This is a genomic window from Escherichia sp. WS1118 (assembly GCF_046487695.1).
GTDB lineage: Bacteria > Pseudomonadota > Gammaproteobacteria > Enterobacterales > Enterobacteriaceae > Escherichia > Escherichia coli.
On the sequence record NZ_JBJQIZ010000008.1, the window covers coordinates 225195 to 237883 of the forward strand.

Annotated in this window: 14 protein-coding genes; 8 read left to right on the plus strand and 6 right to left on the minus strand. The window is 50.6% G+C overall.

Features of this window, described 5'->3' with window-relative positions; all coding sequences use genetic code 11:
• Nucleotides 1-66 precede the first annotated feature (66 nt).
• Together yedF and yedE are read right to left on the minus strand one after the other, a co-directional pair.
• Nucleotides 67-300, minus strand: a complete 234-nt coding sequence (yedF, locus tag ACJHYO_RS15535; protein ID WP_000790504.1) for a sulfurtransferase-like selenium metabolism protein YedF — start codon at nt 298-300, stop codon at nt 67-69.
• Nucleotides 297-1502, minus strand: a complete 1206-nt coding sequence (yedE, locus tag ACJHYO_RS15540) for a selenium metabolism membrane protein YedE/FdhT (RefSeq protein ID WP_000118896.1) — start codon at nt 1500-1502, stop codon at nt 297-299. Before yedE ends, yedF begins: the two co-directional genes overlap by 4 nt.
• 186 nt (nt 1503-1688) lie before the next feature.
• On the opposite strand from yedE, the gene yedD reads away from it, so the two are divergent.
• On the plus strand, nt 1689-2102 hold the full coding sequence (gene yedD / locus ACJHYO_RS15545) for a lipoprotein YedD (protein ID WP_001296171.1): 414 nt from the start codon (nt 1689-1691) through the stop codon (nt 2100-2102).
• Nucleotides 2103-2135: 33 nt separating this feature from the next.
• Here the strand turns inward: yedD and amyA are convergent, their stop codons facing one another.
• The 4 genes from amyA to fliD all read right to left on the minus strand — a co-directional run bounded on the left by amyA (nt 2136) and on the right by fliD (nt 5907).
• Complete coding sequence (gene amyA, locus ACJHYO_RS15550) at nt 2136-3623, minus strand: alpha-amylase (protein ID WP_001245691.1); 1488 nt, start codon at nt 3621-3623, stop codon at nt 2136-2138.
• 77 nt (nt 3624-3700) lie between these two features.
• A complete protein-coding gene (gene fliT, locus ACJHYO_RS15555) occupies nt 3701-4066 on the minus strand; it encodes a flagella biosynthesis regulatory protein FliT (RefSeq protein ID WP_001057836.1) in 366 nt (121 codons plus the stop codon).
• Nucleotides 4066-4476: a flagellar export chaperone FliS gene (gene fliS / locus ACJHYO_RS15560; protein ID WP_000270658.1), complete on the minus strand. Its 411-nt coding sequence runs from the start codon at nt 4474-4476 to the stop codon at nt 4066-4068. Before fliS ends, fliT begins: the two co-directional genes overlap by 1 nt.
• Before the next feature lie 15 nt (nt 4477-4491).
• Nucleotides 4492-5907: a flagellar filament capping protein FliD gene (gene fliD, locus ACJHYO_RS15565; RefSeq protein ID WP_000146828.1), complete on the minus strand. Its 1416-nt coding sequence runs from the start codon at nt 5905-5907 to the stop codon at nt 4492-4494.
• A 247-nt stretch (nt 5908-6154) separates the two neighbouring features.
• Between fliD and ACJHYO_RS15570 the strand changes: the two genes are divergently transcribed.
• The 7 genes from ACJHYO_RS15570 (at nt 6155) to tcyN (ending at nt 12512) form a co-directional block, all read left to right on the plus strand.
• Nucleotides 6155-7465, plus strand: coding sequence for a FliC/FljB family flagellin (locus tag ACJHYO_RS15570; protein ID WP_001538885.1), 1311 nt, complete (start codon nt 6155-6157; stop codon nt 7463-7465).
• 319 nt (nt 7466-7784) lie between these two features.
• Complete coding sequence (gene fliA / locus ACJHYO_RS15575) at nt 7785-8504, plus strand: RNA polymerase sigma factor FliA (protein WP_001087467.1); 720 nt, start codon at nt 7785-7787, stop codon at nt 8502-8504.
• 45 nt (nt 8505-8549) lie between these two features.
• Entirely contained in the window at nt 8550-9101 is a 552-nt protein-coding gene (gene fliZ / locus ACJHYO_RS15580) for a flagella biosynthesis regulatory protein FliZ (RefSeq protein WP_001298510.1), read from the plus strand.
• 87 nt (nt 9102-9188) lie between these two features.
• Nucleotides 9189-9989, plus strand: a complete 801-nt coding sequence (gene tcyJ, locus ACJHYO_RS15585) for a cystine ABC transporter substrate-binding protein (RefSeq protein WP_001295643.1) — start codon at nt 9189-9191, stop codon at nt 9987-9989.
• Nucleotides 9990-10093: 104 nt separating this feature from the next.
• The gene (gene dcyD, locus ACJHYO_RS15590) at nt 10094-11080 is read left to right on the plus strand and encodes a D-cysteine desulfhydrase (RefSeq protein WP_001128237.1); all 987 of its coding nucleotides are present in this window, start codon (nt 10094-10096) and stop codon (nt 11078-11080) included.
• A gap of 14 nt (nt 11081-11094) precedes the next feature.
• Complete coding sequence (gene tcyL / locus ACJHYO_RS15595) at nt 11095-11763, plus strand: cystine ABC transporter permease (protein WP_001158220.1); 669 nt, start codon at nt 11095-11097, stop codon at nt 11761-11763.
• Complete coding sequence (gene tcyN, locus ACJHYO_RS15600; RefSeq protein WP_001273000.1) at nt 11760-12512, plus strand: L-cystine ABC transporter ATP-binding protein TcyN; 753 nt, start codon at nt 11760-11762, stop codon at nt 12510-12512. Before tcyL ends, tcyN begins: the two co-directional genes overlap by 4 nt.
• Nucleotides 12513-12689 lie beyond the last annotated feature (177 nt).

Genomic DNA, 12689 nt, shown 5'->3' on the forward strand with positions numbered 1-12689 from the left:
CGGGTAAAATCTATGTGATAGAGAGGTAACGATGTTCCCGCTGTGGGCCACAGCGGGAATGAGGGATTACTTCTGAATTAAATAACGAATGGTCGGCCCGTCTTGCTGAATATCCAGCACCGTATAGCCGTGATTACGCGCATCCAGTGGAATATTATTGATCGACTGCGGACAGTCGCTCACCACTTCCAGGATCTCCCCTTTTTTTAACTGCGGCATCGCCTCAAGGGTTGCGACAGCCGGATAAGGGCAGGGTTCACCCACCATATCAAGACGGTAATCAGGAACGATATTTTTCATGCGATCTCCTTAGCAATCTGCGGTGCCGCACGGCGGAAGAAGCGTTTTTCCCAGCCGATAATCAACATTAGAGCTGCAAACAACAGCAAATATGTCACCAGCAGGCCACCCATCGGACCAAAGGTTTTCAGCAGGTTGATTTTGTCCCAGTCGGTGGCCAGCGCCGGAGCGAAATCATCCCAGTAATACGCCAGAATCGTTGAGCCGATCACGTTGCCCAGACCGACCCACCAGTAGTGCACCTGGCCTTCTACCGCGCGGTACATCCAGCCGGTTTCGCAGCCGCCTGCCAGCACGATGCCAAAACCAAACAGTAAACCACCAATTACCGCGTTTGGTCCCGCCCACATGATTTTGGGTTCAACGCCTAACTGTACGTAACTGAAGATCCCGATGGCACTTACCGCCATACCGATAATGATTGCTTTCGCCATATGGGTACGTCCGGTGATCCACATATCGCGGAACGCCGAAGTAAAGCAGATTTGCGCACGTTCAATCAGTAAACCAAAGCCGACGCCAAACAGCATTGCCAGCCCCAGTTTGGGTTGGTTCATCGCCGTGAGCAGCGCCCAGCCCAGCATGCCGAAAAAGACCAGCATCCCGAGACGAAAACGACGCCGCGCCTGATCCGGTTTTTGCGTCAGCGGTGAGGCGGCAGAAACTTTCTGCATTTTCACGGGAATACGGAAGATGGGCAGCAGGGTAAAGCGCGCGCCAAACCATGAACCAATGGCAGTGGCGATGGCAAAGAACCAGGCGTGCAGCGAGAACTGTGGAATTCCGGTAAAGAACGCCGCCAGGTTACAGCCCATTGCCAGACGTGCGCCAAAACCGGCGATAATACCGCCAATGATGGCCTGCATAATGCGGATACGGCTGCGCGGCATGCGCAGTTTGACATTGTTGGCCCACAGCGCTGCGGCAAAACAGCCGCCAAACATACCGAGGATCATCATTCCGTCGATGCGGGTTAATGGCGATCCTTCCAGATGGATAATTTTAAAATAACCCCACTCTTCAGCATGGACGCCGAACAACTGCAGGAGCTGACCGCCCCAACGGGTAAATTCACCCGTGACTGCCCAAAATGTGCCAGTGATGCCAAAATAGTAAGTGGAGAGAATACCCGCCGCGATGACCGCAGGGATGGGTGCCCAGAATTTAATCAACCAGGCGTGTTTGAATTGCTGCCATGACATGAATGTAGCCTCTGAACTCAGAAGGTTTGAAACAAGAGTCGCGAATCATACACCATGCAAATTTATTTTCGGGGTAATAATTCACAAAAATAATGGTTAGATCAAATTTCTCTCTGAGCCTGGAAAGGCTGGCGACATCAGGGCTTTAATGCCACAATCCTCTTTTCTTCTCATGCAGGACGAATGATGAAAAAACTCGCAATTGCAGGTGCGCTCATGTTGCTGGCGGGCTGTGCCGAAGTCGAAAACTATAACAATGTCGTGAAAACCCCCGCGCCGGACTGGCTGACGGGTTACTGGCAGACCAAAGGGCCGCAACGTGCGCTGGTCAGTCCGGAAGCGATAGGCAGCCTCATTGTCACTAAAGAGGGCGATACCCTGGATTGCCGTCAGTGGCAGCGGGTGATTGCCGTGCCGGGTAAGTTGACATTGATGTCTGATGATCTCACTAACGTTACCGTAAAACGTGAGCTGTACGAGGTTGAGCGTGACGGTAACACCATTGAGTACGATGGTATGACGATGGAGCGTGTGGATCGCCCGACGGCAGAGTGTGCCGCCGCGCTGGATAAAGCGCCGTTACCGACGCCACTGCCGTAATGAAATCTCCCCGGCTTGCCGCCGGGGATGGATTTAAATCACCTCTTCGATAACCCACACGCTAACGCTGCCGCCGTTGCAAAAGAAGGTCGCTTCGCCGTTTTCGTCTGTCACTACGCTCTCTTGCCGGTTCCCCAGAAAATCACGCCAGGTTTTATTGCCGTAATTCTCTCCCAGATGAATGGTTTTTTCGCCATCATCTCCGTTCGACATGACCACCACGCAGCCGGGATATTCGTCGGTGCCACTGCGGCTAAAGGCAATGCAGTTCGGATGGTCGAAAAATAACGTCTGTACACCGTGGGCGAAACGCTGACGGGCGAGAATTAACTCATCAAGCTGTTCGATTATTGGCATATCTATCGGATAGGTTTGCCCGTCACCACCGACATCTTCGTAATGTGCACCGTAGAGGTCCGGATAGAACACCGAAGGAACGCCATTTTCCCGCAACAAAATTAAGGCATACGCCAGCGGTTTAAACCACGGTTCGACCGGTGCTTCGAGGGCTTGCAACGGTTGGGTGTCGTGGTTGGCAACGAGGGTTACGGCGTGAAAAGGATCGGCTTCCACCAGCGTCCCAGTGAAGATCTGCGTCATGTCGTAGTCGCGACCCATGCGCGATGCTTCATGGAATTTCATCTGCAGCGGCGCATCAAACAGCATGGTTTTGCCTTCCACCTGATCAATATACGTTTGCAGTTTATCGACTTCATGCGACCAGTATTCAGCCACAATAAACAGCGGCTTTGGCGCAACTTCCTGTACGTGTTCGATCCACTCTTTATAAAACCATGCCGGAATATGTTTGACCGCATCAAGACGAAAGCCGTCGCATTGCGTTTGTTCCATCACCCAGCGCGCCCAGTATTTAATCTCTTCCGTCACGGCATGATTGCGAAAATCGATATTCTCACCCATCAGATAATCGAAATTACCGAGTTCATCATCAACCTGATCGTTCCAGCCTTCTCCGGTATAGTCGTTAACAATTTTAAAAATGCCATCTTCATCAGGGTGTTCGATATGGTCGATACCGCTAAAACATTTGAAATCCCAGATAAACTGCGAGTATTGCCCGGCACGAGCGGGGAAGGTGTAACGCGTCCAGCCTTCACACTCAATGATTTCTTCGTCAATTTGCGTACGGTCATCAGCATTTACACGCTGCACGCGAATAGCTTCTTTTTCATCCGCGCCCATTTTGTGGTTGACTACCACGTCCAGCAGCACCGCAATGTCATTACGTTTCAGGGCGTCAATGGCGGCCAGCAGTTGTGCTTTATCACCATATTTAGTAGGGATGCTGCCTTTCTGATCAAACTCACCTAAATCAAATAAATCATAGGAGTCGTAGCCGACCGAATACCCGCCCGATGCGCCTTTATAGGCGGGCGGCAACCAGACCATATTGATACCAATATCATTAAAACCGTCTGCGCGCTCGGCCAGTTCAGGCCAGAGCTTACCGCCTTCCGGGTAATACCAGTGAAAACATTGTAACAGCGTGGGATTACGCATTCTTCGACTCCATTCAAGGGGAATATTAGAAGCGTAGCCGTAATCGGATTATTCGCGAGCCATCGGCTCATTAAGATTCAAAAGAGGTTATCCTGCGGAGCTAGCACAAAGCCGCCCTGATCGCCATAGGCACTTAACACCGATTTTTGCACCGATGACTGACCGACCAGTTTCGCCAGTTCATCCATCCGAATCTGTAATAACTGCTTTACCTTGCTTTCGTTGTCGAGAATCAGGTGCAGCATCGGGCGGAGCTGCTCCTGCATCGTAGTGGACGGGGCAACCTCTTCAGTCAGGTGTGCGATCTCCTGCACCGCATTCACATACGCCATTTCGCTGGCGATGAGTTCGTCCCATTGTTCTTCCGTTGCCAGGCGTAACATGAGCTGGCTTTTTTCGACGAGTTGTTGCCAGGCGAAATACAAATGCGGTGCATTGTTCATCAGACTGGGTCCTGAATCAAAGAAGGGGAGAGTAAAGACTCTTTCCAGGCATCGGCAATATTACGCATTAATGCTTCCACCTCTTCGACTGCGGAGACATCGTTGCGTAAATTGGCTTGCAGCAAACGCCTGACCATATAGCTATAAAGAGCAATTAAGTTTTGGGTTAATTCGTCTTTGCTCTCTTCATCAAGACTCACCCGCAGTCCGTTCTCAATGATGTTGATCGCTTTTGACAAAGAGACACCTTTGCCTGGCTGATTGTTGTCCTGCATAAACAGGCGCGCTCTAACCAGTGCGCTCAGCACTCCATCAAATAGCATGGTGACCAACTGCTGTTGGCTGGCGCTCATTACGGCGCTTTCGACGCCAATTTGTGCATAGGCCTGGGTGCCTTTTGCCGCGTACATAGTCTCTCCTGAAGATTATTTCGAGTTGCTATTTGAGGTGTCGAACTGCTGTGTCAGATAGCTACTAGTGGAGTTCAGCGAGTTCATTAACACATCTAATTGGGTGAACTGGGCTTTATAGCGCGTCATTAAGGTATCGATACGTTCACTGGCTGCGTTGTACTGGTCGGTCAAATTATTCAGCGTTTTGCTGACGCCATCTTTTGCTGCCTGGATTATCCCGGTGGAAGAGAGCCAACTGGTCAGGTTGCTACTAATGCCGGTGGTTACCCCAGTACTTTTGCCGTCACCTATAAACATTTCACCGATACCAGCGGCATCATTTTTTAGCGCCGTTTGCAATTTGTCAGTCGCGATTTCCAGCTTGCCGGTACTGGCATCGCTGGTAATGCCAATCTGTGCTAGCGTTTTATAGTTTGAACTGCTGTGAGTATTGGCAAGCAAGGTTTTAAGCTGAGTCTGGATGGTACGCAGTGTGGAGTCACCGAGTAATGCGCCATTACTGGAGTCCTGACTTTCAGCTCCGGCATCGACAGCGGTGTATTTGGTTAAGCTGCTGAATGTATCCTGCAATGTGTTATAGGCATCCACCCACGCTTTAACCGCATTTTCAGCTTTGGATGTGTCTTTACTGATGGTCAGTGTCTGATTACCGGTGGTGACGTCATTCAGGTTGAGGGTGATATCTTCCAGTGAGTCGCTGATAGTGTTACTGCTGTTTTCAATCTCAACGTTATTGACTGTCAGTTTGGCGTTTTGCGCGGTGACGCTTTCAATCATGCCATTGCTGCTATCACCCGGCGTTCCGTTGTAACCCATAAAACTTTCCAGGGCGCTGTCGCCGCTGACGCTAAGTTTCATAGCGTTATCGCTGCCTGTATCGTTAGCGGTGATGGACAGACGATATTCGCCGTTTCCCACATTGATGATACTGGCGCTGACACCAGCTTTGGCGTTGTTAATGGCATCGCGAATGCCGGAAAGTGACGAGTTACCCGCGCTGATATCAATCGTGACCGGATCTTTACCGCCGCCTTGTTGGATGGTCAGTACGCTATCGCTGGTGGCGATGGCGGCTTTACTGTCTTTTTGACTATTTTTTGTTGTCAGCGTCTGTGCCTGCGCCAGTTGGCTAACGCTAATGGTGTATTTCCCAGCAATCGCGCTGCCCGTGGTGGTGGCGCTGAAAGCCGATGAACTGCTGGTGGTTGAGGTGGCGGTAAATAAATCGGCTTTATTCAGTGCTGTGTTGGCTGTCTGGAAACTCTCTAGTGCACTTTTCAGCGTCCCGTAGGCGCTCAGTTTCGCGGTGTAAGAGCTTTGCTGTTTTGATATCGGCGTCAGGGTAGATTTTTCTGCCGCCTCCAGACTGTCAAGGATGCTGCTTAAGTCCAGCCCCGACCCAACCCCAAGCGTTGAAATACTAGCCATATAGTTTCCTTAATCATGCGACGTGTATAGAACGAATACCGGGGTTATCGGCGTAAGCGGGGTAAAGTTTACGATTTATTTTTTGCCTTAATGGCACGAACAGCAACGAGGAAGGGGAGTATTTCGACCGCTAGAAAAAAATTCTAAAGGTTGTGAGTGACCAGACGATAACAGGGTTGACGGCGACGAAGCCGAAGGGTGGAAGCCCAATACTTAAACCGTAGACTTGAAAACAGGAAAATGAATTATGGCACAAGTCATTAATACCAACAGCCTCTCGCTGATCACTCAGAACAACATCAACAAAAACCAGTCTGCGCTGTCGACTTCTATCGAGCGCCTCTCTTCTGGTCTGCGTATTAACAGCGCTAAAGATGACGCCGCGGGCCAGGCGATTGCTAACCGCTTCACTTCTAACATCAAAGGTCTGACTCAGGCCGCACGTAACGCCAACGACGGTATCTCTCTGGCGCAGACCACTGAAGGCGCGCTGTCTGAAATCAACAACAACTTGCAGCGTGTGCGTGAGTTGACCGTTCAGGCGACGACCGGGACTAACTCTGATTCTGACCTGTCTTCTATTCAGGACGAAATCAAATCCCGTCTGGATGAAATTGATCGCGTTTCCGGTCAGACCCAGTTCAACGGCGTGAATGTGCTGGCGAAAGATGGTTCGATGAAGATTCAGGTTGGCGCGAATGATGGGCAGACTATTAGCATTGATTTGCAGAAGATTGACTCTTCTACATTAGGACTGAACGGTTTCTCCGTTTCGGGTCAGTCACTTAACGTTAGTGATTCCATTACTCAAATTACCGGTGCCGCCGGGACAAAACCTGTTGGTGTTGATTTCACTGCTGTTGCGAAAGATCTGACTACTGCGACAGGTAAAACAGTCGATGTTTCTAGCCTGACGTTACACAACACTCTGGATGCGAAAGGGGCTGCTACATCACAGTTCGTCGTTCAATCCGGCAATGATTTCTACTCCGCGTCGATTAATCATACAGACGGCAAAGTCACGTTGAATAAAGCCGATGTCGAATACACAGACACCGATAATGGACTAACGACTGCGGCTACTCAGAAAGATCAACTGATTAAAGTTGCCGCTGACTCTGACGGCTCGGCTGCGGGATATGTAACATTCCAAGGTAAAAACTACGCTACAACGGTTTCAACGGCACTTGATGATAATACTGCGGCAAAAGCAACAGATAATAAAGTTGTTGTTGAATTATCAACAGCAAAACCGACTGCACAGTTCTCAGGGGCTTCTTCTGCTGATCCACTGGCACTTTTAGACAAAGCTATTGCACAGGTTGATACTTTCCGCTCCTCCCTCGGTGCGGTGCAAAACCGTCTGGATTCCGCAGTAACCAACCTGAACAACACCACCACCAACCTGTCTGAAGCGCAGTCCCGTATTCAGGACGCCGACTATGCTACAGAAGTGTCCAACATGTCGAAAGCGCAGATTATCCAGCAGGCCGGTAACTCCGTGCTGGCAAAAGCCAACCAGGTACCGCAGCAGGTTCTGTCTCTGCTGCAGGGTTAATCGCCGTAACCTGATTAACTGAGACTGACGGCAACGCCAAATTGCCTGGTGCGCTGCGCTTATCAGGCCTACAAGGGGAATTGCAATTTATTGAATTTGCACATTTTTGTAGGCCGGATAAGGCGTTTGCGCCGCATCCGGCAACATGAATGGTAATTTGTCAGCAACGTGCTTCCCCGCCACCGGCGGGGTTTTTTCTGCCCGCAATTTACCGGTAACCCCCAAATAACCCCTCATTTCACCCACTAATCGCCCGATTAAAAACCCTGCAGAAACGGATAATCATGCCGATAACTCATATAACGCAGGGCTGTTTATCGTGAATTCACTCTATACCGCTGAAGGTGTAATGGATAAACACTCGCTGTGGCAGCGTTATGTCCCGCTGGTGCGTCACGAAGCATTGCGCCTGCAGGTTCGACTGCCCGCGAGCGTGGAACTTGACGATCTGCTACAGGCGGGCGGCATTGGGTTACTTAATGCCGTCGAACGCTATGACGCCCTACAAGGAACGGCATTTACAACTTACGCAGTGCAGCGTATACGTGGCGCTATGCTGGATGAACTTCGCAGCCGTGACTGGGTGCCGCGCAGCGTGCGACGCAACGCGCGTGAAGTGGCACAGGCAATAGGGCAACTGGAGCAGGAACTTGGCCGCAACGCCACGGAAACTGAGGTAGCGGAACGTTTAGGGATCGATATTGCCGATTATCGCCAAATGTTGCTCGACACCAATAACAGCCAGCTCTTCTCCTACGATGAGTGGCGTGAAGAGCACGGCGATAGCATCGAACTGGTTACTGATGATCATCAGCGAGAAAACCCGCTACAACAACTGCTGGACAGTAATCTGCGCCAGCGGGTGATGGAGGCCATCGAAACGTTGCCGGAGCGCGAAAAACTGGTATTAACCCTCTATTACCAGGAAGAGCTGAATCTCAAAGAGATTGGCGCGGTGCTGGAGGTCGGGGAATCGCGGGTCAGTCAGTTACACAGTCAGGCCATTAAACGGTTACGCACTAAACTGGGTAAGTTATAACGTCAGTAAATGCCGCACTTTAATTTTGACTACCAGGAGTTCTTAATGATGGTGCAGCACCTGAAAAGACGGCCATTAAGCCGCTATCTTAAAGACTTTAAACACAGCCAGACCCATTGCGCGCATTGCCGTAAATTACTCGATCGCATTACCCTCGTTCGCGACGGCAAAATAGTGAATAAAATCGAGATTTCCCGCCTGGACACGCTGCTTGATGAAAATGGCTGGCAAGTGGAACAACAATCATGGGCGGCATTGTGCCGATTTTGCGGTGATTTACATTGCAAAACGCAGAGTGATTTTTTCGATATTATCGGCTTTAAGCAATTTCTTTTTGAGCAAACTGAAATGAGCCCTGGTACGGTGCGTGAATATGTCGTTCGTCTGCGCCGTTTGGGGAATCATCTACACGAGCAAAATATTTCCCTCGATCAGCTGCAGGACGGTTTCCTTGATGAAATCCTCGCCCCGTGGCTGCCCTCCACCAGCACCAACAATTACCGCATCGCGTTACGGAAGTATCAACACTATCAGCGTCAAACGTGTACCGGACTTGTGCAGAAATCCTCCAGCCAACCTGCTTCTGATATATATTAAATAAGAATAAGATGTAGCGGAGTTGTTTTTGTGTTTACAAACAATGGCTCTACACTGCAAACAGACATAACAACATTCGGGGTAAATATGAAATTAGCACATCTGGGACGTCAGGCATTGATGGGTGTGATGGCCGTGGCGCTGGTTGCGGGTATGAGCGTTAAAAGTTTTGCAGATGAAGGTCTGCTTAATAAAGTCAAAGAGCGCGGCACGCTGCTGGTAGGGCTGGAAGGAACTTATCCGCCGTTCAGTTTTCAGGGGGATGACGGCAAATTAACCGGTTTTGAAGTGGAATTTGCCCAACAGCTGGCAAAACATCTTGGCGTTGAGGCGTCACTAAAACCGACTAAATGGGACGGTATGCTGGCGTCGCTGGACTCTAAACGCATTGATGTGGTGATTAATCAGGTCACCATTTCTGACGAGCGCAAGAAAAAATACGATTTCTCTACCCCGTACACCATTTCTGGTATTCAGGCGCTGGTGAAAAAAGGTAACGAAGGCACCATTAAAACGGCTGCTGATCTGAAAGGCAAAAAAGTGGGTGTCGGTCTGGGCACCAACTATGAAGAGTGGCTGCGTCAGAATGTTCAGGGTGTCGATGTGCGTACCTATGATGATGACCCGACCAAATATCAGGATCTGCGCGTAGGCCGTATCGATGCGATCCTCGTTGATCGTCTGGCGGCGCTGGATCTGGTGAAGAAAACCAACGATACGCTGGCAGTAACCGGTGAAGCATTCTCCCGTCAGGAGTCTGGCGTGGCGTTGCGTAAAGGAAATGAAGACCTGCTGAAAGCAGTGAATGATGCAATTGCGGAAATGCAAAAAGACGGCACTCTGCAAGCGCTTTCCGAAAAATGGTTTGGTGCTGATGTGACCAAATAATCAGCATAATGACAAAAAAGGGCGCTTTCACTAGCGCCTTTTTTATTTACGCGTTTTCAGCGTGCATAATAAGAAAATCACAACAACACACATCGGAGGCTGTTATGCCACTGCATAATTTAACCCGTTTTCCACGGCTGGAGTTTATCGGCGCGCCAACGCCGCTCGAATATCTGCCGCGCTTTTCTGATTATCTTGGACGGGAAATTTTCATCAAACGGGATGACGTCACTCCCATGGCAATGGGCGGCAATAAATTACGTAAGCTGGAATTTCTCGCGGCAGATGCTCTGCGTGAAGGTGCCGATACGCTGATTACTGCCGGGGCGATCCAGTCTAACCATGTGCGCCAGACTGCCGCAGTCGCTGCGAAACTCGGTCTGCATTGCGTGGCGCTGCTGGAAAATCCTATTGGTACAACCGCGGAAAACTATTTAACCAACGGCAATCGTTTGTTGCTGGATCTGTTCAATACCCAGATTGAAATGTGCGACGCACTGACCGATCCCAATACCCAACTGGAAGAGCTGGCGACGCGAGTCGAAGCACAAGGCTTTCGCCCGTATGTCATTCCGGTTGGCGGTTCTAATGCTTTGGGCGCGCTGGGTTATGTGGAGAGTGCGCTGGAAATCGCGCAACAGTGTGAAGGGGCGGTTAATATTTCGTCGGTGGTGGTCGCATCGGGCAGTGCCGGAACTCACGCCGGACTGGCTGTTGGGCTGGAACACCTGATGCCTGAAAGCGAACTGATTGGCGTGACTGTGTCGCGTTCTGTTGCCGATCAATTGCCGAAAGTGGTTAACCTCCAACAGGCGATTGCGAAAGAACTGGAGCTGACCGCATCAGCGGAAATTTTACTCTGGGATGACTATTTTGCACCTGGCTACGGCGTGCCGAACGACGAAGGCATGGAAGCAGTGAAATTGCTGGCGCGGCTGGAAGGCATTCTGCTTGATCCTGTGTATACCGGAAAAGCGATGGCGGGGCTGATTGACGGTATCAGTCAGAAACGCTTCAAAGATGAAGGGCCGATTTTGTTTATTCATACCGGCGGTGCGCCTGCGCTGTTCGCCTATCATCCCCACGTTTAGCTCCGGGAACGCTCATGCAAGAAAGTATACAACTGGTTATTGATTCCTTGCCGTTCCTGCTGAAAGGGGCTGGGTATACGCTGCAACTCAGTATCGGCGGCATGTTTTTTGGCTTACTGCTCGGGTTTATTCTCGCGCTGATGCGCCTGTCGCCAATCTGGCCCGTGCGCTGGCTGGCGCGTTTTTATATCTCTATTTTTCGTGGTACGCCGCTCATCGCACAACTGTTTATGATCTATTACGGACTGCCACAGTTTGGTATCGAATTAGATCCCATTCCGTCAGCAATGATTGGTCTGTCGCTGAACACTGCCGCCTATGCTGCCGAAACGCTGCGCGCCGCCATTTCTTCTATTGATAAAGGTCAGTGGGAAGCTGCAGCCAGTATTGGCATGACGCCATGGCAGACCATGCGTCGCGCGATTTTGCCACAGGCGGCGCGGGTGGCGTTGCCGCCGCTGTCGAACAGCTTTATCAGCCTGGTAAAAGATACGTCGCTGGCCGCGACAATCCAGGTGCCGGAGCTGTTCCGTCAGGCGCAGTTGATTACCTCGCGCACGCTGGAGGTGTTCACCATGTACCTGGCGGCTTCGCTCATCTACTGGATTATGGCGACTGTGTTATCGACGTTGCAGAACCATTTTGAGAATCAACTTAATCGCCAGGAGAGGGAACCCAAATGAGTGCCATTGAAGTTAAGAACCTGGTGAAAAAATTCCACGGTCAGACGGTGCTGCATGGTATCGACCTTGAGGTGAAGCCTGGCGAAGTAGTGGCTATTATCGGTCCGAGTGGTTCCGGCAAAACCACGTTGCTACGCAGCATAAATCTGCTGGAACAACCGGAAGCGGGAACCATCACCGTTGGCGATATCACTATTGATACTGCACGTTCATTAAGTCAGCAAAAATCGCTGATTCGCCAGTTGCGTCAGCACGTCGGGTTTGTCTTCCAGAACTTTAATCTGTTTCCGCATCGTACGGTGCTGGAAAACATTATTGAAGGGCCGGTGATCGTCAAAGGCGAACCGAAAGAAGAGGCCACGGCGCGCGCTCGCGAGCTGCTGGCGAAAGTTGGGCTGGCCGGTAAAGAAACCAGTTATCCACGTCGTTTGTCTGGCGGTCAACAGCAGCGCGTTGCGATTGCGCGTGCTCTGGCAATGCGTCCTGAAGTGATTTTGTTTGATGAGCCAACGTCGGCGCTGGATCCAGAGCTGGTGGGCGAAGTCCTGAACACCATTCGTCAGCTGGCGCAGGAAAAGCGCACGATGGTGATTGTGACGCACGAAATGAGCTTTGCCCGGGATGTTGCGGACCGGGCGATTTTTATGGACCAGGGGCGGATAGTCGAGCAGGGGGTAGCAAAAGCGTTATTTGCTGATCCTCAGCAGCCTCGCACCCGCCAGTTCCTGGAGAAGTTTCTGCTGCAATAATAAGAAAAAATCAGCCCCGACGATTCACCAGTCGGGGCGGGACGCCATTTCAAACGTGATAAAACTGCTTAACAAATCAGCATAACTCATTAATAACATAAGAGAATGCGATGGCTTGCAAAAGTAATTCATTGCCTGAATAATATAAATTATATATAAATCTTATTTATGTGATAG

What these genes read in the sequence shown, in the direction of transcription:
- tcyJ (WP_001295643.1), top strand. Translation starts at nt 9,189, where the DNA reads ATGAAATTAGCACATCTGGGACGTCAGGCATTGATGGGTGTGATGGCC.
- tcyN (WP_001273000.1), top strand. Translation starts at nt 11,760, where the DNA reads ATGAGTGCCATTGAAGTTAAGAACCTGGTGAAAAAATTCCACGGTCAG.
- ACJHYO_RS15570 (WP_001538885.1), top strand. Translation starts at nt 6,155, where the DNA reads ATGGCACAAGTCATTAATACCAACAGCCTCTCGCTGATCACTCAGAAC.
- yedF (WP_000790504.1), bottom strand. Translation starts at nt 300, where the DNA reads ATGAAAAATATCGTTCCTGATTACCGTCTTGATATGGTGGGTGAACCC.
- dcyD (WP_001128237.1), top strand. Translation starts at nt 10,094, where the DNA reads ATGCCACTGCATAATTTAACCCGTTTTCCACGGCTGGAGTTTATCGGC.
- yedE (WP_000118896.1), bottom strand. Translation starts at nt 1,502, where the DNA reads ATGTCATGGCAGCAATTCAAACACGCCTGGTTGATTAAATTCTGGGCA.
- fliZ (WP_001298510.1), top strand. Translation starts at nt 8,550, where the DNA reads ATGATGGTGCAGCACCTGAAAAGACGGCCATTAAGCCGCTATCTTAAA.
- yedD (WP_001296171.1), top strand. Translation starts at nt 1,689, where the DNA reads ATGAAAAAACTCGCAATTGCAGGTGCGCTCATGTTGCTGGCGGGCTGT.
- tcyL (WP_001158220.1), top strand. Translation starts at nt 11,095, where the DNA reads ATGCAAGAAAGTATACAACTGGTTATTGATTCCTTGCCGTTCCTGCTG.
- fliT (WP_001057836.1), bottom strand. Translation starts at nt 4,066, where the DNA reads ATGAACAATGCACCGCATTTGTATTTCGCCTGGCAACAACTCGTCGAA.
- fliD (WP_000146828.1), bottom strand. Translation starts at nt 5,907, where the DNA reads ATGGCTAGTATTTCAACGCTTGGGGTTGGGTCGGGGCTGGACTTAAGC.
- fliS (WP_000270658.1), bottom strand. Translation starts at nt 4,476, where the DNA reads ATGTACGCGGCAAAAGGCACCCAGGCCTATGCACAAATTGGCGTCGAA.
- amyA (WP_001245691.1), bottom strand. Translation starts at nt 3,623, where the DNA reads ATGCGTAATCCCACGCTGTTACAATGTTTTCACTGGTATTACCCGGAA.